The following is a 19,093-nucleotide window of genomic DNA, read 5'->3' on the forward strand; positions in this document are numbered from 1 at the left end:
TTCTTATTAATTGATTTCCAGCCAGATTATAATCTTATTGATCAATCACCAGGTTTTTCATGATATATTCACGTCTTGCGGGGGTGTTCTTACCCATGTAAAAAGAGAGTACCTTGTTTACCTCGCTCAGTGAATCAAGTGTCACACTTCTTAAGCGGATACCATCATCAATAAACTGCTTAAACTCCTTGGGAGATATCTCTCCTAAGCCCTTAAATCGGGTAATCTCTGTGGTTAAGTTTCTATGGCCTTTTCCTGAGAGTTTTTTAAGGGCAGCCACCCTCTCCTTGTCTGTATAACAGTAGATCGTCTCCTTTTTATTCCGAACCCTGTAAATTGGTGTCTCAAGGATGTGGATATGTCCAAGTTTAACCAATGGCTCGAAATAGTGAAGAAAAAAGGTGAGCAGCAGATTGCGGATATGAAGACCGTCAACATCGGCATCTGTTGCCAAAATGACCTTATCAAAACGGAGGTCAGAAATAGATTCCTCAACGTTTAATGCCCTCATCAATGCGTACATTTCTTCGTTCTTGTAGAGGGTGGTCATTTTTTGACCGAACACATTTAAGGGTTTTCCCTTGAGTGAAAACACTGCCTGGGTCATCGGGTCCCTTGCTGAAACGATTGAACCGGCAGCGGACTGACCCTCTGTAATGAAAATCATGTTTTCTTTACCCTTGGCAGAAGGTTTGTCCCTAGCCGGGTGGTACTTGCAATCTTTTAACTGATGGATTTTAAATGCGACCTTTTTAGCCCTTACCCTCGCTTCAGAACGGACACTCTGTAGTTCTTTTCGTACGTTTTCGTTACGAATAATCTTTTCAATAAGACGCTCTGCTGTCTTAGGTTCTTTGTATAGCCAACTGGACACCACATCCTTTACAGTATTGACAATCCAGGAGCGAACTTCAGTGTTTCCAAGCTTATTTTTGGTCTGAGATTCAAAGACAGGATCTTTGATCTTCACCGCAAGAGTACCGACAATCCCGTCTCTCACATCAGTATTGACGAATTTTTTGCCGGAAAATTCATTTATGCCCTTTAGAATGCCTTCTCTGAATGCTGACAAGTGGGTTCCACCTTCATTGGTGTAGGTTCCATTAACGAAGGTGTAGTAGCAGTCACTGAAACTGTCAGTGTGGGAAAATGCAAACTCTAATGTGTTGTCCTGGTAATAGATTGGTTGATAGAGTTGCGCTCCATCAAGCTCCTTGTCGAGGAGATCAAGTAAGCCATGAGAAGAATAATAGAGGGTCTTGCCAAAATAGATTTTTAAGCCGGCATTTAAGTACGCATAACGCCAGAGTCTTTTGTCTATGTAAGACTCATCAAATTGAAATTCGGGAAACATTTCACTTGAAGGTAAGAATTCAATGCTGGTCCCGTTCTTTTCTTCGGAGTCCCCTTCTTCTTTGGTGAGAAGCTTTCCATCACTGAATGTGGCCTTGGCGAATTTTCCATCCCTATAGGATGTGACCGTGAAATGAGTGGAAAGTGCGTTAACAGCTTTGGTGCCAACACCATTTAAACCAACAGAGAACTGAAATACATCGGTGTTGTATTTAGCACCGGTATTAATTGTAGAAACGCAGTCTACAATTTTCCCTAAGGGAATTCCTCTGCCGAAGTCTCTTATGGATACATAGCCTTCTTCATTAATATTGATGTTGATACGTTTTCCTGCCCCCATGATGAATTCATCAACGCAGTTATCAACAACTTCTTTTAAGAGTATGTATATACCATCATTTTGGTTGCTTCCATCCCCAAGCCGCCCAATATACATTCCAGGACGCTTACGAATGTGCTCAAGGGAGCTGAGAGTCTTGATTTTACTTTCGTCGTAGGTACTTGTGGATACATTCATAGCAATACAAAATGGCAGAGTGAATAGTTGGCAACAAACGATACATACTATTTCATTTGAATGGAATCTGCAACTCCGATACATCGATGAAAAAGCAATAGAGCAGTGGTGTAGGAAGGACTTACATCATTCTAATTCTCTCGCAATCAGGGCATATCCATGTGGGGCCATTGCTTATTCCCCACTTGTTCTCTTCAAAACATTCTTTACATATCATAAAACCACAAGGGCAACTCCAACAGAACTCCTGTTTTTCTTTACAGCAGTGACAAACATATTCGCCTGTTCTTCGTTTGCGGTATCCTTCTCTTTTAGGCGGATTCATTATTTACTTCTCCGATAAGCCAGTTTTGATATTCTTTTGAGCAGTACTCCAGTCTATTACCTACTATCTCAGGTACTTCATAGGGGTGATGTTTTTGTATCATTTCCATAACCCTTGTCGAAAGAGCATTTGTAGTTTTTACCGATAGTCTATATTCCTGTTCCGTCTCAATAGCATCTTTCCAGGTATAGATACTTTCAATGGGGCCATCAATCTGAGCGCATCCTATGAGTTTTTCCCCCAGTAAAAGTGATGCAATTTTTTGTGCGTCCTCAATTTTAGATACCGTAGTATGAAGTACAATTATATTTTTCATTGGCATGGTCATTTGTAAAGTGGTACATCTTGCGAGCAAATGGCACACGAGCAAGCCGTGTGTAATCTTTTTTCTGTTTTCACTGTGCCAGTATATCAAAGTTGTACAAACCTTAACATTAAAATAGGTGAGTTATGTTTTTGGTGGTTGATATAGGAAACTCCCATACCGTAACAGGAATGTATAAAGATGGCTCATTGGTCGGTCATTGGCGGATTAAATCCGATGCCAAAAGTACCGGGGACGAGCTGGCAATCTATTACCATGCGCTTTTTGATATGGCAGGTATTGCTACAGAAGAAATAGAGGGGATAATTATAGCAAGTGTCGTCCCTACCCTTCAATCTGCATGGGTTACGTGCTGTGAAAAACATTTTTCAGCAGGTCTTAAAAAAGACATTTTTGTAGTAAATGTTGAAAGAATTAATAAGTTAATTGATGTGCAGCTTGATAATCCCAGGGAAGTTGGAGCAGATCGTCTGGTTAATGGAATTGCCGCATGGAGGTTAAATAAAACCAAACAGGTTGTAATTGACTTCGGAACTGCCATAACATTTGATTGCGTAACCGAAAAATGTGCCTACCTGGGCGGTTCGATACTTCCTGGTATTGCCATTTCCCTTGAGGCCCTTGCTAATAAAACGGCTAAACTTCCCCATGTCGATGTGTCAAATGTGCCTTCTCAGATCATTGGAAAATCAACTGTCGAGGCTATGAAAAGCGGAATACTCTATGGCTATGGTGCTATGATTAACGGTCTTGTCGCGGGTATTCGCTCTGAAATGACCAGTAACCCTGATGAACCATTTAAGGTGGTTGCCACTGGTGGTATGGCAAAACTCATTGCTCCTTTTACGCAGTCCATTGACGTAATCGAACCTAAACTCACCCTGCAGGGACTTCAATACATATATAACGAACTTGCCTAGGATACGACAACAATGATTATGCCCAAACCCTTACGAAAAGGAGATACTCTCGGTATCATTGCACCTGCCGGGATGCTCAGTGATGAATCTCTTTTTTATTCCGGGGTGCATGTTTTACGAGAACTAGGTTTTGAGGTTAAGTTTCCAAGGGAACTGTGGCCGGGGGCAGGATATCTTGCCGACTGTGATGATAACAGAGTTGATGAGCTTCATACCCTGTTATGCGATTCTGATGTGAAGGCAATTGTCTGCATGAGAGGAGGCTACGGCTGTTTACGAATTCTTGATAAAATTGATTTAGGGCTCATTGCAGCCAATCCAAAGTTTCTTGTGGGGTTTTCTGACATTACTGTTCTTTTAAATTATTTATACAACAAGATTGGCCTTGTCTCCCTTCATGGTCCAACCATAACCACCCTTTCAAACGCTAGTCCGGATAGTCTTGAAAAACTTCAATCAAGTCTTCTTGGGGAGTGGACAAGAACAATACATGATAAAAATATTGTTCAACTTCAGGGAACAGGAACGGTTACAGCGCCCCTTATTGGTGGTAATCTTGCGAGCCTGACTACGCTTCTTGGTACTCAATATGATCTGAGTTGGTCCAATTCCATTGTGTTTTTAGAGGACATTAATGAACCTGTCTATAAGGTGGACAGGATGTTGACGCAGCTCGCAGCTGCAGGAAAGTTTGAAAAAGTTAAAGGATTTATATTAGGCGACTTTTCCTCTCAAAAAGATGCAGACAGTACAGGGGCATTACGCTATAAAGAACAGGTTTGGCAACGGGTTCTGGAACTTGCTCCCAATGGGCATATTCCGGTTTGGGGTAACTTTCCAGCAGGGCATTGTTCGCGTAACATCACCTTTCCTTTAGGGGCCGAGGTTACCATGAATTGTAGCGACTGTGATCTTACATTTATTTGAAACCGTAGTGTTTTGCTTTGGGATTCAACGTTTGACTTGCACCCTGATTAGTGCTATAAAAAATTTGGATTTAAATTCGATCTTGCTGTCGATACCATGTTTATGTAGTTAAATTAAAAAATATTTTTTACGATTTTAGTAGATATGAAAAATCAAATAAAAAAAATCATAGCTATAAGTTCAGTTGCTTTATTTTGTGCCACTTCAGCGTATGCTGCAAAATATTTATCAGTAACCACCGATAACGCAAATGTACGGACAGGACCTGGAACAAAGTATCCTGTAGCCATGGAATTATTCCAAGGCTATCCCCTTAAGGTTCTGAAAACCCAGGGAGAATGGTACAAAGTCAGTGACTATGAGAAGGATACTGGCTGGATTCACAACAGTATTGTGAAAACAAAGGATACTGTCATTGTAGATGCACAGAAAAGCCTCAATATGCGTTCAGGCCCATCAAAAAACAATCCTGTTGTGGCTGATGTGGAGCGTGGCGTAGTATTGCAAGAGATTTCTTCAGAAGGGAAATGGACCAAGGTTCGCCATACAAGCGGAACTGTGGGCTGGATCTACTCTCCACTCCTTTGGCCATAATTGTAATAGATTGCTAATAATGTGTTCGTATTCTTAGGCCATCTCACGGGTGGTCTAAGATTTTTGCAATAGTCATATCCATTGTAAGTGGTAACCGAACAACTTGTTTCGCTTTATTCGCAAATAGATAATAGCCCTGGTCAAGACCTGTCACAAACAGATTTTTGGTTATTTCCACATCTTTTTTGCAATAGTGTTGAATGAGATCTATCCTGCCCTCTTTATACCATTGCAGTGCCTGAAGTCCGTCTCCGGTTTTTTGAACACCTAAAGTATGCTCCGCCAGCCTGTTCAGGCTGAGTCTGTAACCTAGATAATTGTGGATTTCCTCTAAGATGTCCAGGGTAGGAAGGGTGTGGAGATTAATACTGGTATAGGCAGAAAGCACCCTGTTATCAAAACGCTTATTATTAAAACCGACCACCAGATCAAATTGGGTGAGGTGGTCAACCAGTCCATTCATTTCATCTTCTAGATATGTGAAATAACTATCATGCTCTGAATCGTAAACAACCCCAACAGAGACTCCCATCATCTCTGCCCTGTTCCATCCCCCGACCTCTTCTGCTGAGCGAATGGTCTCTAAGTCAAATACCCCGAATTTTTCTGGTAGTGCATCAAGACCTTTTTTATATGTTTGTTTTTCTTTGGTTACTGTGCAATTATTTGCGTGTCCTGCCTTAACCTTTTCTGGCAATGTACTCCCCGAAGTTTCAACTGTTATATGCTTTTGATGTAATATTTCTGTGAGCAAGGCAAGAGACGCTCTTTTATCGATGGGCCGATTTCCAGATCCACATTTAGGAGAATGAACGCATGATGGGCAGCCAGTTTTACAAGGACAAATGGCAACTGTAGACTCTGTTTGTTGAAGGAGTGTGTCTATTTTTTCATAGGCCTCCTGAGCAAGTCCAACACCTCCCGGATATCCATCATAGATAAAAACTGTAGCTCGCTCTGTCTGCTCGTGCATTGGGCATGAGATCCCTCCAATATCATTTCGGTCACAAAGGACAAGGAGGGGAAACAGTGCGATCATTGCGTGTTCCAGGGCGTGGATCGCCCCCATGAAATGATATTTACCCTGTTCCATTACGGCGACAATGGACTGATCGATTTCAAGCCAGACCCCTTCCGTCTCCATGGTCTGTTCAGGGAGATCAAGTGGGATTGTTGATATAAGTTTTTGGGTTCTATTGTTTCTTTTTTGATATCCGGTAACTCTTTCACGCACCCGTACACGGCCAAAAGAAACCTGCAAGCCAAAGCTTGTTTTAGAGGCAATACGCTCTAGTATTTCTGTCTGCTTTTCAACCGTTGGTCTGGTGAAATATTGTGGACTCTGTTCTAGGGCAATAACTTCTTTACCCTCAATATCTAACTTTTGAATAACCCAGGTTCTTGATCTGTGGAGATAGATGGCCTCAGGGTGACATTCTTTAAGGGCACGAGCGTTGTCAATTGCGCCAATAATCTCGCCGCTGTTCCCGTCAATAATATCCATTTGTTCGCCACCTCCGCGTATTGTGACGAGACGTTGCGGGTATTTACGCGTGGCGATCCATGTTCCACCAGAAGCTGTCTCAAGCAGGATTCCACAGTGCATCAGGAGTTGAAGCTCTTCTTCCACAAAAGAACTCTCAAGTAGAGGTTCCCCTTGCACAAGTGGTAACTCAGCTGCGGCACAATGGAGATGTTGGCTTGAGATAGTGTGATTTTCAGGATTTAATATGGCAGATTCAGGTTCTCTGACAAAAAAGTCTTCCGGTTGACGCATAAAATGCTGATCCAGTGCATCTTCCTGAGCTATGAGTATAATTGCTGACTTCCTAAACGACCTGCCAACCCGCCCTCCCCTTTGCCAGGTAGACATAATTGAGCCTGGATAGCCAACCAGTATACATAGATCGAGATCACCAACGTCTATCCCAAGTTCTAGAGCGGACGTTGAGATTACACCGAGTAGGTCACCACTAAATAATTGACGTTCTATCTCTCTTCGCTCTTCTGGTAAGAATCCGGCGCGGTAGCTGGAAAGTTTATCAGATAAGTTGCCAAGTTTTGGACTGGTCCAGAGGTTTATGAGCTCAGTCATTTTCCGTGACTGGGTATAGACAATTGTCCGTAGTCCCCGTTTTATGGACGCTTCAAGCAGTTGACTTGCGGTGTGTGCCGCACTGTCCCAGGGATTGAGGAAAAGCATATTTTTCTCAGCCTGGGGAGCACCTGTCTTAGTTATGACCTCTACATCACGACCAAGTAGTTGCTTGCCGAGTTGCCCAGGGTTACCAATGGTCGCTGAGAGAAGAATAAAAGTGGGATAAGAGCCGTAATAGGACGCGATACGTTGTAATCTTCGAAGTATCCATGCCATATGGCTTCCAAGAACACCACGGTAGCTATGCACCTCATCAATGATGACAAATTTTAATTTTGAGAAAAAATGCACCCAACTTTTATGGTACGCAAGCATTGAAAGGTGGAGCATTTCAGGGTTGCTGAGAATAACCTGAGGAGGGGTGTCTCTTATTTTACGTCTCTTGTAACTAGAGGTATCTCCGTCAAATAACGCTGAAAATATTTTATTTGGATCATCCGTCCCAGGTTGTAACCTGTTATACAGGTTTTCTAGAACCTTGTGCTGATCCTGGGCGAGAGCCTTTAGTGGAAAGAGATAGAGTGACGTTGATTCGTTGTTTGTAAGGTAGTCATTTAACACCGGCAGATTGTAGATCATGCTTTTCCCCGATGCCGTTGGAGTCGCTACTATAATATCCTTACCACTATTAATATAATCAATTGCCTCAGCCTGATGACTGTATAAATGTTCAACCCCAAGATCTTGTAGGACTTGTGTAAGCTTTGGATGAAGGCTTGACGATTCTGAGAACGTGGAATCTTTCGGGGCAACAGTCCTGTGACACACAACCTGTGGGCCAAATTTTGAAGAACCTTTTAACGCCTCAATATATTCCGTTACATCTGCGTGCATATTGTTAGTATTCTAACTCCAATGAAGAGATGTGAATAAATACCTCTCTCTAAATATTCTTAAAAACTGTAGATAAACGAAGATTTTAAGCAACTTGAAACAATACAAAAAGATCAGATAAGTGAAAAATCTTGAAAATTACCCTGTTAACGGATAATTTGCGAAGTTCCATTAACTATAGCTGACTTCAGGCGGCCTGGAAGTATACATTATCCAGTATAACCGCAAAGCTTTCATCCCTACTGCACAATTCAATTATGTCTTCTATTCTTACCATAGGCCCTGTTGGCTCAGATAGCTATCAGGCCAGTCGTCAGTATGATTCTAGTGCTACAATCTCTGTGTTTTCAAGAATATCAGAAGTGTTAGAGCAATTTTCAAAAGAGAGCGATGCTCTCGCCCTTATACCGGTGTATAACACGAGAGAAGGTGAGGTTAAAGAGTATTTCCGTTTAATATCCGGTATGGAACACTGTTATTGGATTGACAACGTGGTGCTGCCTATTCATCTGTCGATTGGAGCCCTTGAAAACCCTTCCGAAGGCGGGGCCCCCATTCATACAATTGTCGGACGAGGCTCCGTTTTCCTGCAGTGTGCTGAATACCTTGAGGAGCATTTCCCTGACGTTGTACGCATGGCTGTAACTGATATTGATAATGCCATGTTATCCATCGTCAGTGAAAACAAGCTTGGTGTTGCTGTCATTGAAACCGAAGAGCTTGTTAAAAAGCACACACTTAAACTGCTTGAACGGGAGGTTGTTTCCCATAATCGAACCAGATTCGCCGTATTGAGTAAACAACCTGTGCACAAAACTGACTATGATGCCACAGCAGTAATAACAAAACCCCTTAAAGATCGGGTGGGTATGCTTGCTGATATTCTGGGTGAATTTACAAGGCGTGGTATTAATATCCTAGATTTCAGGTCTGAAGGTGACATTAAGACTCAGAAACTGCGAATTTATTTGGAAATTGAAGGCCACATCGAAGAAGCCAATATCAAGCAGGCATTACAAACCATCGAAGCCCAAGTTATTCAGGAAGATGGGGCCCTGAATATTCTCGGATCCTTCCCACGGGTTGATATGAGGGTGAAGAAAATCAATTCATTTGGTTTTATCGGTAGTGGTGATATGAGCCTCTGGTTTGCTGATCGTCTGCGAAATGAAGGGTATAAAACCATTGTCACAGGGCGTACAACAGAGGTCACACCACTTGATATGATAGCTGAGGTAGATGTGGTGATGGTCTGTGTTCCCATATCCGTTACAGCATCAACTATTACGCAATATGGCCCTTACCTAAGAGATAGTCAGGCACTTATTATCCTTGCCGGAGAGTCTGAAAACACACTTGATTCAGCTCTGGAGAATACGAGCCAGGGGGTTGAAGTGATGTTTGTTCATAATCTGTGGGGACCCCAGGCTGTTGCCATGAAAGATAAGAATGCGACAATAGTACGAACCCATAGAAGTGGTAGTTTTTGTAGTGAGTTTGAAGCATTTTTGTATAAGCATGGTGCGGACATCTTCCATGATAGTGCTCGAAAACATGATTTACTTATGGGTGTTGGTCAAAAGCTTCCCACAACCGTCTCTGTAGCACTGGGTATGACCCTTAAAGATCATAAAATCAATTTTAACGATATTGGTAGTCACTCTACCCTCACCTCTTTGTATGGCATTTTGGCCATGGCGAGAGTTCATAACCAAAACCCCAGGACCTACGCAGAAATAATGGCAACAGAGGGCGATGGTAGAAAAATAGTCCGGAGTTTTGCTGAAAACATGCTGGAACTTATAGAGCTCGCTGAAAACGGTAAAATTACAGATCTTCAGACAATAATGGAATCTAACAGGGACGTTATGCCCAAAGATTTCCTCCAGTCCAGAATGAAGCAGGCAAAGGCTGTGGATGAGATACTCAGTCAACCGAATTTAAAGATGAGCTAAATCAATTGTATTTTCAGGTGAGATAACTATAGTAGTCGATCATTGAACTTAACCGTATACCGTTATAGAATTATGGTCTAGACGTTAGCGGAATTAATATTTTTACCCAAGGAGTTGTAACATGTCTAGTAATCTTCGTTATTTAGATGAGGTGAAGATTTGTCCTCATTGCAACGAAACCTTGTCGTGCTGTGAAGCCCCACCAATTCATATTGGCGATGGTTTAGGCTGGGGATCTGAGGTTCTATTTATCTGTCTCAACGATTCCTGCTCAGTGTTTCTAAAGGGCTGGGAGCAAATTGAAAATCAATACGGGCACCACTCATCGTATCGGTATATGGAACTACCTGATAGTAAGGAAAAAAATTATATGATGGTTGGTAATGCAGATGCTTTCAAGGCCTGTGTTATTGATAAAAATGAACTCCGCGCACAAAATGAGCAGTATCAGTTGACAAAAAAGGCAAAAGAAGCACTCAAAACTTGTGTTGCTAATAAAGATATTGATCCTGTTATTACGTTATTACTCGATGAAGGTGCAGGAAAAAAAGCTCGAGAGGAAGCAGCAGGATACATTGCTCCAATTAATAATTTAGATTGCGTTGATCCACTGAGAAATCATAAGTTTAAAGATCCGGCCTTACAATCTGCAGTTAATGTTGGTATTAAGCAATTACTTGCAAATAATTATAAAAAGGAATGTCCTTATTGTTTTGAGGTTATTAAGGCCCAGGCAGAAAAATGTATGCATTGTAAAGAGGATTTATCGTAATTTTATTCTTGCAAAAGAAAATCTGAACGGGTATATAGGACAGGCTTTTGGCACAAATTGATTTGTGGTGGGCGTGGCTCAATTGGTTAGAGCACCTGGTTGTGACCCAGGAGGTCGGGGGTTCAAGTCCCCTCGCTCACCCCATTTATCAAAACCCGCAAACGGTAACTCCGTTTGTGGGTTTTTTTGTTTTTACTTTTCAGTCGCCCTCATGAGTACCTTGTCACATACATCTATGTCTGAGGTTGCCCTTCTCCTTGAACTATCTATGGCTTTTTGGATCACAATTATTTACATTGTCTGTTCCTGTAATCGAACTATTTTTAATTTAATATTCTTATATAGCAATTCATATGACTCAAATTATAGATAATCCAGAAATCAACTCACTCTTTTTTGATTGTAAACGTGATGGCTTTGCAGAGAATTCCGATAGTGCTCAAACCTTGTCATTTAAGGACGCAAGCGGCAACTCTATAGGAGTGCAGTATTATCTCCATGATCCTAAGAGCGCGAATATTATTTTTTATCCATCCACAGACACACCTCTTGTTCAGTACAAAGAGATGGCCGAGAGTTATACCGCCCATGGATTGAATGTTATGGTCCTTTCCTATAGAGGTGATAACGGAAGGAGTCCAAATACACTTGCAGAGTTCTATGAAGATGGCCGTGTACTCTATGACCAGGCAATAGCATGGCTTGATAGTAATAAACTTGAAGGTGCAAAATTTATCATGGGCCAGTCTCTAGGGTCAGTTTTGGCAGTTGATGTCGTGTCACGAAACCCTGATCCGGTGAAAGGGATTCTTCTTGAAAGTGCTATGTGTGAGATTGTTGATTATCTCAATAATCGGGGGGTATCGACTGATGGTATAGCCAACCTGGAGGAACAGGGATTTGGTAATCTTGAAAAGATTGAGAAAATCAAGCTCCCTACTCTGATTTTTCACGGGGCAAGGGATGCTTTTATTTCCATTGCGGAAGCTGAAAAGCTACAGGCTTCAAGTGGAGCTAGAACTAAACAGTTCTTTATTATTCCAGGTGCTCAACATGACTCTCTCTATGCAAGTGGTGGGAATCTTTATTTTGAGACCATTAAGAAATTTATTGATACCCTCTGCGGGGTAAACACCTGGCGTCAAAAGAGACGAAAATACAACGAAGCCCAGGAGAAATAACCATATGAAACGAACGGATTATTTATCGTGGGATGAGTATTTTATGTCAATTGCTCTTCTCTCAGCCCAGAGAAGTAAGGATCCAAGCACTCAGGTTGGTGCTTGTGTTGCAAATGAACAGAATAAGATAGTTGGTGTGGGGTATAACGGTTTTCCATTAGGATGCTCTGATGATGAGCTCCCCTGGGCAAGACAGGGGGCATTTTTAGATACAAAGTACCCCTATGTTTGCCATGCTGAACTCAATGCTGTGCTCAATGCAAATTCAAAAGATTTACGCAACTGTAGAATCTATGTAGGGCTTTTTCCTTGTAATGAATGTACTAAGGTTATTATTCAGGCAGGTATCAAGGAAATCATATATCTCTCTGATAAGTATAAGGATACCGATCAAGTAAAAGCATCTAAGATCATGCTGGATAAGTGCCCGAATATCAGTTACAGGCAGCTCGAGACCAAACTTGAGGGTTTGACCGTTAGTTTTATTCCTCCAGAACTCTTTTAGTACCTTACCCAGGAAAAGCTGTAATACAAAACAGGTAGCATAGGCTCCGAGAATTTGAGTGTTGGAAAACTAACTGATATCGCACTCTTTCGAAGGTGCTAATCTCGTTTATCGGGGTTAGTTGCGTAAAGCTACGCACTTTTTTTTATGCGGAAAGTAAGAGAGTGATACAATGACCTCTCTCCATAGGTAAGCCCACCTATGGAGATAAGGTTTTAAGTGAAAACTGCTCTATTTGACGCGTTTTAACTGAGTTATTTTTTTCTCTTTTTTCTTTACAGGTCCCTTTGCATCACCGTTCCGACTAAACTCAACACCTTGGATAAAGCGCTCTTCTCCCCCCATGGTGAAAATTTCCTGTCCAGTGATCTGTTCAGTACGAAGTGTCCAGGTAATCTGTTGTAGCGGAATTGAGAGCATGGTCATTTTAACATTCCACCACTCGTCTTTTCTGCTGCTATCACGTTCAATGTCGTCCACATGGGCATAGAGTAACATTTGAGGCTCTTTTGCTGCAATAACGACGACATCCCCTATTTCAGTTGTGGCTTTTAACGGCAATATTTTTTTTAATTCATCTACTAAAGTCTGCATAAGTCACCTCTTTGTGCGGTTTTTTTTCAACCACACTTGTTCTGGAGTCGATAATAACCATTCCCGGTTCAAAATAACTCCTGGTACAACTTCTCTGATATTCTTTCAATCCATCAAATAGTGGATGTATCACCTCACTTAAAATAACCCGGGCTTTAGCAGCTTTTCCTTTATCTTCAAGGGTGATAATTGTCGCAAACACACCAAGTAAGCGTTTTGACAGCTCAATGATCTGGGTATTATTCAAATAGGTGATTGAATTATTTTTCTGGGTAATTCCTGGGTCAATTCCTTTAACTTTAGGGTTGTTTAATATTGAACTGTTTTCATTGTACCCATCAATGACCCTCTCAAGCAATTGGGCGCTATTGCCAATAAAAAAGAGGTTACTCCAGTATCCGCATAACGGCTGCAATCCGTCCTGGGGGGATGCAACCCAGTATAAATATGTTACGGAATCATAAATTTGTTCAATAACGGGTACCTCAAAGGCATCAACTATATAGTTCACCATCTCTGATAAATCAATATTCGGATCAATTCTGAAAAATGCGGCTGCAAGTGGGATTGGAATAAAGTTATCTTCCCCACTTTTTTCTACAACCAGGCTCACCTCTTGACCAAGTGTTGAAAGGATACCCTCTACGCTATTTTGAGAAAGATTTTCAAGTTTATTTAAATAACTCGTCACAGGATTTGGTGTGTCTTTTGGAACATAGTGAAGAAAATGTTTAAGATCAATTGTATTGGACCAGTAATATGCAAGTGGATCTGCTGTGGTCAACTCAAGCATTGTATTGTTGCTTGGCTCTGTATCAAGCAGATTCTTAACCAGGTTATTGGTATAGCCTTCATTGTAGGTAAAGATGATTTTGTCCTGGAGAGTATCAGAATGTGACCATGCACCATAATAGGCACCTGTGAAGCCGAGAGCGTGATCGAGTTGTTCCTGAATAAGGGGAATGAAGCCAGGGTCGACATGGTCATACAAATCATTTGCGATTATATGGATGGTTTCAACAGGAAGGTAACAAAAACGATCCGGCTTATGGAATTTTTCCTGAGCCTTTATAAAGGAAGGAATCTCCGCAATGGTCTGATGCTCACCATCATAGGCATCAATGGAAAGTTTAAGTTGCTTTTCATTAAAACTTGCCACAATCAGACCTTCAATAACCGACAAAGCCAGCTTACCTTCCGGGGTCATGATTCTTAGTATTTGGTGATTGCCGTATTGAATTGATTGAAAGGAAATGTCGGCCTTGGTTGTGCTGTATTGTTTTGCAAGAAAAGCCAGAAGATCAGCATTCTGGTAAGGTTCAGCAATAATCAAAGTGTTTTCTTTTAAAAACGAACTGGTTGTGTATGAGTTGATTTCTTTTGGAGGATAGAAAAATGCTATGCCCACACGTTTACCAAGGATTTCATTGATCACCTCATTATCAAAGGCCTTGTAGTAATTATTTTTAATACTATCGATAACCGCTGTGAAATGTTCTGAAACTCCAATTTTCTGTGCTGTTTTAGAAAAATCGATCGTATCGAGCTGTTTACCCAATTCGGAATTTTTAAATGATTCAAGAGCTGCCCTGCCTCCACGTTGTTCGACATATAAAAGCACGTTGTCAGGAATAAATTTTGCCATATTTTCTTCGTGTTCCGGGTCAAAATTATAGACAAGAAGATATGTGACAATAAGAAGAATTGTGCTAAATGTTAAAAACGCATTGGTGTTCATAAATGAAAAATAATATTAATATTAAACAGTTGACTGGAGACTTCGGCAAAGCTGAACTGCTTCAGCGACATGGTTTGCCCCAATATTTATCCCAGCGTCAAGATCTGCAATAGTACGTGAGAGCTTTAATACGCGGTGATATGATCGTGCGGAAAGTCCGAGTCTGTTTACGCTCAGTTCAAGAAGTTTCTTTGACTTTATATCAAGCTCGCAGTGAGTTTCGATAAGTCTGTTGTTCATTTGACTGTTACAGTAAAGACCATCAACTCCAGAGAATCGCAGGGATTGGATCTCTCTTGCCCTATCCACCCGTTCTTTTATCAACCTGGAAGATTCACCCTTCTCCTTTGAACTCATATCTTTATAGTCAAGTGCCGGCACCTCAAGATGCAAGTCTATACGATCCAGCAGAGGCCCTGAGATCTTAGCCCTGTATTTACGAATCTCAGTTTCTGAACATTTGCAGCTATTTCTTGAGTCACCAAGATATCCGCAGGGACATGGATTCATGGCAGCAATGAGGGTAAACTGAGCAGGAAAGGTCAGTGTCATATTAGCTCGGGCAATCGTCACCTCACCATCTTCGAGCGGTTGACGTAACACTTCAAGCACGCTGCGTTTAAACTCAGGTAGTTCATCAAGGAATAACACACCATTATGGGCGAGTGAAACTTCTCCTGGTTGAGGGATATTACCGCCACCGATAAGCCCTGCATCAGAAATCGTATGATGGGGGGAGCGAAATGGGCGATGTATATATGGTTCTCCTGTACGTCTTAATTTGGGGGAGACTGAGTACACCTTGGTGGTCTCTAAGATTTCTTCCCGGCTCATACTCGGCAAAATTGAGAAAAATCGTTTCGCAAGCATGGTCTTACCACCACCTGGGGGACCGCTCAGCAGAATATTATGTCCTCCTGCGGCTGCAATTTCCAGCCCTCGTCTGACGTGGGGTTGACCTTTGACTTCAGCAAAATCAACATCTGAATCCTCAAGCTCTACTACAGACTCGGAATCAGTTGAGACAAGGCTGTTAATTACACGTTTTCCTGCTAAAAATTCCACTGCGTCCTGAAGAGTAGCTACCAGTATAATTTCTATATCATCAGAAAGCAGTTGCGCTTCATTTCGATTTTCAAAAGGGATAATGGCACCCTTAAGTCCATTGTTTTTAGCTGCGAGAAGTGCAGGGAGGACGCCGGAAACCTTATTTATGCCACCATCAAGTGACAATTCCCCTAAAATACAGAATTCCTCCGCTTTTATGTTTTTGAGAATTTCAGTGGCTTCCAAAATTCCAAGGGCAATTGGGAGATCAAAAGCCGTGCCCTCTTTTCTTATGTCAGCAGGCGAAAGATTCACAGTTATTTTTTTTGCGGGAAACTCGTAACCACAATTTTTAATGGCTGCTTTAACTCTGTCTTTACTTTCACGCACCGCTCCATCTGGAAGACCTACCGTTGAAAATACTGGTAATCCTCTTGCAACATCTACCTCAACTTGCACGAGCCAGCCATCAATTCCAAGAACAGAGCAGCTTGTTTTCTTTGCGAGCATATACTTAGACTAACCTGTCAGATGTGGAGTAGTGATTGTTATTTTCATAGTATTTTGCAACTTCCCTGGTTAACACGCCATTTCTTTCACTGTATATGTACAGTGGTTCTGGAACCTTGACACCTTGACCTCCATTTTTGCAACAATGGATCAGTACAAGTTGAGCTCCCTTGGAAGAATCGGGATAACTATAAATAAAACGCAATTTTTTAGCTTCAAGCCTATGTGAAACCGATTTTTTCAGAAAATCCCCTAAAAGTTCAGCGGGGTAAATGAAATACACATTACCACGATTTTGAACAGCATGGGATGCCGCAAAGAGGAAATCATCAAGGTTTGCAGAAATTTGATGCCGTGCGATTCTCGCCTCACTATTACGACTTACCCTCCCTGATGCTTCCGGGTAAAATGGAGGATTACACACAATTGTATTATATGAACCTGCTGGGCAGTGCTCTTTTAAGTCCTTGACATTGCAACAATACAGATTGTTTGCGTTCTCATAATTATTCTCTTTCATGTTCAGGGTAGCAAGCTCAAATAAGCTTTTTTGAAGCTCAACTCCCGAACATTCTAAAATTGTACCATAGTGGCGGTACAAAAGAATAAGGCTGATAATCCCTGATCCGGTGCCAAGATCAAGAATGCGATCGTTTTTTTTTACAGAGACAAAATGAGCGAGTAAAACTGAATCAACAGAGAATCTATATCCGTCTACGTGTTGATTACATATCAAATCCCCGTCAAAAAGAGTGTTGATTTCAGTTTCATCCATTATAATGATGTTCCGCTCATTGTAGGTGATACACGTTTAATAGTGTTACAGATAGTCCAGAATATAATTGGAAGCAAAAAAAACCACAATTACTTATTATAATTGCAATTTGAAATAAATATTTAAAATGTATTTACATCGAATAATTTGTTTTATAAGGAGTAGATGATTAAATATTACTCAGAATTTACAGTCAATATACAAGTGTTGTGATTCCACTTGTTATTAATAGTATTATGCTCGCATCTGTGAAAAGAAAACAACCCATTCACAATATTTACTAAAATAACAGTAACAAAAAACGAGCAATTAATTTTTAAAGTACTCAACAGGAATTGCCTTTTTTGCCTTTCCCAACAAGGAGAAGTCAATGTTTGATATATTTATAGATACTCATTTTGCAGGAGCTCATCACCTAAGAGATTACCCCGGTGACTGCGAAAAGCCCCATGGACACAACTGGAAGGTGAAGGTAACAGTACGTGCCCAATCTGTTGATCAGTATGGTATGGGAATCGATTTCAAAGTGCTGAAGAAAGTAGTGAAAGTGGCCATTGACAAGCTCGATCATAAAGACCTCAACACCCTCCCCTATTTTCAACAACAAAACCCTTCCTCAGAACATATTGCTGAATTTCTTTTTGAAGAATTAAGTCAGGAGTTGAGTTCAGACACATATAACCTGTATAGTGTAAGGGTGCTTGAAACTGACACCCAGGGGTTAACGTACTACGGACCAAACTCTCAATAGGACAATTTTAGAAAAATGTTATCTTTACAAGACTCTCAACTATGTATTATTGGGCTTGGGTACGTCGGTTTGCCCCTTGCCGTTGAATTTGGACAGAAATTTTCCACCACGGGATTTGATCTCAATGACTCAAGAATTGATGAGCTCAAGGCAGGAAAAGATTCAACTCTTGAAGTTGATGAAAAAGAACTAGCCCTTGCCTCCAAACTGTCGTTTACTTCAAGCATCAATGAAATAAAAGAGTGCAACATCTTTATTGTTGCTGTCCCGACTCCTATTGACGCCTCTAAACGACCTGATCTACGGCCACTTGAGGGTGCATCACAAACTGTTGCTCAGTGCTTAAAAAAAGGTGACATTGTAATTTTTGAATCAACGGTATATCCCGGTGCCACTGAAGAGGTTTGTGTGCCTATACTTGAGACCGTCTCCGGTCTTACATATAATACAGACTTTTTCTGTGGATATAGCCCTGAACGAATTAACCCGGGGGACAAGACCCATAGATTACCAACTATTGTAAAAGTTACCTCAGGGTCTACCCCGGAAATAGCAAAAATCGTTGATGAACTCTATGCATCCATTATTACAGCCGGCACCTTTGCGGCAAGTTCAATCAAAGTGGCAGAGGCAGCCAAGGTTATCGAAAATACCCAGCGCGATGTTAATATTGCCCTTATTAACGAACTTGCGCTTATTTTTGAAAAACTTGATATTAACACCAGAGAAGTTCTTGCTGCTGCTGGTACTAAATGGAATTTCCTGCCGTTTCAACCGGGGCTTGTTGGCGGCCATTGTATAGGTGTTGACCCATACTACCTTACTCATAAGGCTCAGGAGGTTGGTTATCAACCTGATATGATCCTTGCAGGAAGAAGGCTCAATGACAATATGGGCGCTTATGTAGCGGGTACTGTAGTTAAAAAAATGGTCCAAAAACATATTGATACTTCTAAGAGTAAGGTCCTGATCCTAGGGTTAACGTTTAAAGAAAACTGCCCGGATTTGAGAAACACTAAAGTAATTGATATCGTTAATGAATTGCTTGATTATGGAATTGATGTAGATGTCCATGATCCCTGGGCTGATCCCAAGGAAGCCAAACGTGAATACAGTGTGGAGCTTGTGGCCGATTTAGGTGCTGGCCAGTATGATGCAGTGATTTTGGCTGTTGCACATCAGCAATTTGTGGAGATATCTTTTGAACAGATAAAGGGTTTTGCCAAAGAAAATTCTGTTATTTATGATGTGAAAGGTTTACTGCCCCATAATTTGGTGGATGGTAGCCTGTAAAAAAAATTGTTTATATAGG

16 protein-coding genes and 1 tRNA gene are annotated in these 19,093 nt (G+C 41.3%); 10 read left to right on the forward strand and 7 right to left on the reverse strand.

Annotated features, from left to right (window positions below; all coding sequences use genetic code 11):
• Window positions 1-34 precede the first annotated feature (34 nt).
• Both ACX6CI_RS07090 and cutA read right to left on the reverse strand, forming a co-directional pair.
• A complete protein-coding gene (locus ACX6CI_RS07090) occupies window positions 35-1,870 on the reverse strand; it encodes a DNA topoisomerase IV subunit B (protein WP_458777464.1) in 1,836 nt (611 codons plus the stop codon).
• 311 nt (window positions 1,871-2,181) lie between these two features.
• Window positions 2,182-2,511, reverse strand: a complete 330-nt coding sequence (cutA, locus tag ACX6CI_RS07095) for a divalent-cation tolerance protein CutA (RefSeq protein ID WP_458777465.1) — start codon at window positions 2,509-2,511, stop codon at window positions 2,182-2,184.
• Between the two features lie 134 nt (window positions 2,512-2,645).
• Between cutA and ACX6CI_RS07100 the strand changes: the two genes are divergently transcribed.
• The 3 genes from ACX6CI_RS07100 (at window position 2,646) to ACX6CI_RS07110 (ending at window position 4,961) form a co-directional block, all read left to right on the forward strand.
• A complete protein-coding gene (locus ACX6CI_RS07100) occupies window positions 2,646-3,440 on the forward strand; it encodes a type III pantothenate kinase (protein WP_458777466.1) in 795 nt (264 codons plus the stop codon).
• Between the two features lie 12 nt (window positions 3,441-3,452).
• Entirely contained in the window at window positions 3,453-4,367 is a 915-nt protein-coding gene (locus tag ACX6CI_RS07105; protein ID WP_458777467.1) for a S66 peptidase family protein, read from the forward strand.
• A 144-nt stretch (window positions 4,368-4,511) separates the two neighbouring features.
• Window positions 4,512-4,961 carry an SH3 domain-containing protein gene (locus tag ACX6CI_RS07110; protein ID WP_458777468.1) on the forward strand — a complete coding sequence of 150 codons (450 nt, stop codon included), beginning with the start codon at window positions 4,512-4,514 and terminating at the stop codon, window positions 4,959-4,961.
• A gap of 43 nt (window positions 4,962-5,004) precedes the next feature.
• Here the strand turns inward: ACX6CI_RS07110 and ACX6CI_RS07115 are convergent, their stop codons facing one another.
• The gene (locus tag ACX6CI_RS07115) at window positions 5,005-7,953 is read right to left on the reverse strand and encodes a DEAD/DEAH box helicase (RefSeq protein WP_458777469.1); all 2,949 of its coding nucleotides are present in this window, start codon (window positions 7,951-7,953) and stop codon (window positions 5,005-5,007) included.
• Window positions 7,954-8,210: 257 nt separating this feature from the next.
• Between ACX6CI_RS07115 and ACX6CI_RS07120 the strand changes: the two genes are divergently transcribed.
• The 5 genes from ACX6CI_RS07120 to ACX6CI_RS07140 all read left to right on the forward strand — a co-directional run bounded on the left by ACX6CI_RS07120 (window position 8,211) and on the right by ACX6CI_RS07140 (window position 12,366).
• On the forward strand, window positions 8,211-9,908 hold the full coding sequence (locus ACX6CI_RS07120; protein ID WP_458777470.1) for a prephenate dehydratase domain-containing protein: 1,698 nt from the start codon (window positions 8,211-8,213) through the stop codon (window positions 9,906-9,908).
• Between the two features lie 121 nt (window positions 9,909-10,029).
• Window positions 10,030-10,680 carry a zinc ribbon domain-containing protein gene (locus tag ACX6CI_RS07125; RefSeq protein ID WP_458777471.1) on the forward strand — a complete coding sequence of 217 codons (651 nt, stop codon included), beginning with the start codon at window positions 10,030-10,032 and terminating at the stop codon, window positions 10,678-10,680.
• 67 nt (window positions 10,681-10,747) lie between these two features.
• Window positions 10,748-10,824: transfer RNA gene (locus ACX6CI_RS07130), tRNA-His, on the forward strand.
• A 209-nt stretch (window positions 10,825-11,033) separates the two neighbouring features.
• Entirely contained in the window at window positions 11,034-11,861 is an 828-nt protein-coding gene (locus ACX6CI_RS07135; protein ID WP_458777472.1) for an alpha/beta hydrolase, read from the forward strand.
• Window positions 11,862-11,865: 4 nt separating this feature from the next.
• A complete protein-coding gene (locus ACX6CI_RS07140) occupies window positions 11,866-12,366 on the forward strand; it encodes a deoxycytidylate deaminase (protein ID WP_458777473.1) in 501 nt (166 codons plus the stop codon).
• 231 nt (window positions 12,367-12,597) lie between these two features.
• Here the strand turns inward: ACX6CI_RS07140 and ACX6CI_RS07145 are convergent, their stop codons facing one another.
• The 4 genes from ACX6CI_RS07145 to ACX6CI_RS07160 form a co-directional block, all read right to left on the reverse strand.
• Window positions 12,598-12,960, reverse strand: a complete 363-nt coding sequence (locus ACX6CI_RS07145) for a hypothetical protein (RefSeq protein WP_458777474.1) — start codon at window positions 12,958-12,960, stop codon at window positions 12,598-12,600.
• Window positions 12,941-14,605 (reverse strand): DUF167 domain-containing protein, encoded by a 1,665-nt coding sequence (locus tag ACX6CI_RS07150; protein ID WP_458777475.1) that lies wholly within the window; start codon window positions 14,603-14,605, stop codon window positions 12,941-12,943. Before ACX6CI_RS07150 ends, ACX6CI_RS07145 begins: the two co-directional genes overlap by 20 nt.
• 114 nt (window positions 14,606-14,719) lie before the next feature.
• Window positions 14,720-16,255 carry a YifB family Mg chelatase-like AAA ATPase gene (locus ACX6CI_RS07155; protein ID WP_458777476.1) on the reverse strand — a complete coding sequence of 512 codons (1,536 nt, stop codon included), beginning with the start codon at window positions 16,253-16,255 and terminating at the stop codon, window positions 14,720-14,722.
• Between the two features lie 4 nt (window positions 16,256-16,259).
• Window positions 16,260-17,030: a tRNA1(Val) (adenine(37)-N6)-methyltransferase gene (locus ACX6CI_RS07160; RefSeq protein ID WP_458777477.1), complete on the reverse strand. Its 771-nt coding sequence runs from the start codon at window positions 17,028-17,030 to the stop codon at window positions 16,260-16,262.
• A gap of 370 nt (window positions 17,031-17,400) precedes the next feature.
• Between ACX6CI_RS07160 and queD the strand changes: the two genes are divergently transcribed.
• Together queD and tviB are read left to right on the forward strand one after the other, a co-directional pair.
• The gene (gene queD, locus ACX6CI_RS07165) at window positions 17,401-17,781 is read left to right on the forward strand and encodes a 6-carboxytetrahydropterin synthase QueD (protein ID WP_458777478.1); all 381 of its coding nucleotides are present in this window, start codon (window positions 17,401-17,403) and stop codon (window positions 17,779-17,781) included.
• 15 nt (window positions 17,782-17,796) lie between these two features.
• A complete protein-coding gene (gene tviB / locus ACX6CI_RS07170) occupies window positions 17,797-19,074 on the forward strand; it encodes a Vi polysaccharide biosynthesis UDP-N-acetylglucosamine C-6 dehydrogenase TviB (protein WP_458777479.1) in 1,278 nt (425 codons plus the stop codon).
• The last annotated feature ends 19 nt before the right edge of the window (window positions 19,075-19,093 follow it).

The sequence above is a fragment of the Desulforhopalus glucosivorans genome, from assembly GCF_054397165.1.

Coding starts and splice junctions, on each gene's coding strand:
- ACX6CI_RS07090 (WP_458777464.1), bottom strand. CDS start 1,870: ATGAATGTATCCACAAGTACCTACGACGAAAGTAAAATCAAGACTCTC.
- cutA (WP_458777465.1), bottom strand. CDS start 2,511: ATGAAAAATATAATTGTACTTCATACTACGGTATCTAAAATTGAGGAC.
- ACX6CI_RS07100 (WP_458777466.1), top strand. CDS start 2,646: ATGTTTTTGGTGGTTGATATAGGAAACTCCCATACCGTAACAGGAATG.
- ACX6CI_RS07105 (WP_458777467.1), top strand. CDS start 3,453: ATGATTATGCCCAAACCCTTACGAAAAGGAGATACTCTCGGTATCATT.
- ACX6CI_RS07110 (WP_458777468.1), top strand. CDS start 4,512: ATGAAAAATCAAATAAAAAAAATCATAGCTATAAGTTCAGTTGCTTTA.
- ACX6CI_RS07115 (WP_458777469.1), bottom strand. CDS start 7,953: ATGCACGCAGATGTAACGGAATATATTGAGGCGTTAAAAGGTTCTTCA.
- ACX6CI_RS07120 (WP_458777470.1), top strand. CDS start 8,211: ATGTCTTCTATTCTTACCATAGGCCCTGTTGGCTCAGATAGCTATCAG.
- ACX6CI_RS07125 (WP_458777471.1), top strand. CDS start 10,030: ATGTCTAGTAATCTTCGTTATTTAGATGAGGTGAAGATTTGTCCTCAT.
- ACX6CI_RS07135 (WP_458777472.1), top strand. CDS start 11,034: ATGACTCAAATTATAGATAATCCAGAAATCAACTCACTCTTTTTTGAT.
- ACX6CI_RS07140 (WP_458777473.1), top strand. CDS start 11,866: ATGAAACGAACGGATTATTTATCGTGGGATGAGTATTTTATGTCAATT.
- ACX6CI_RS07145 (WP_458777474.1), bottom strand. CDS start 12,960: ATGCAGACTTTAGTAGATGAATTAAAAAAAATATTGCCGTTAAAAGCC.
- ACX6CI_RS07150 (WP_458777475.1), bottom strand. CDS start 14,605: ATGGCAAAATTTATTCCTGACAACGTGCTTTTATATGTCGAACAACGT.
- ACX6CI_RS07155 (WP_458777476.1), bottom strand. CDS start 16,255: ATGCTCGCAAAGAAAACAAGCTGCTCTGTTCTTGGAATTGATGGCTGG.
- ACX6CI_RS07160 (WP_458777477.1), bottom strand. CDS start 17,030: ATGGATGAAACTGAAATCAACACTCTTTTTGACGGGGATTTGATATGT.
- queD (WP_458777478.1), top strand. CDS start 17,401: ATGTTTGATATATTTATAGATACTCATTTTGCAGGAGCTCATCACCTA.
- tviB (WP_458777479.1), top strand. CDS start 17,797: ATGTTATCTTTACAAGACTCTCAACTATGTATTATTGGGCTTGGGTAC.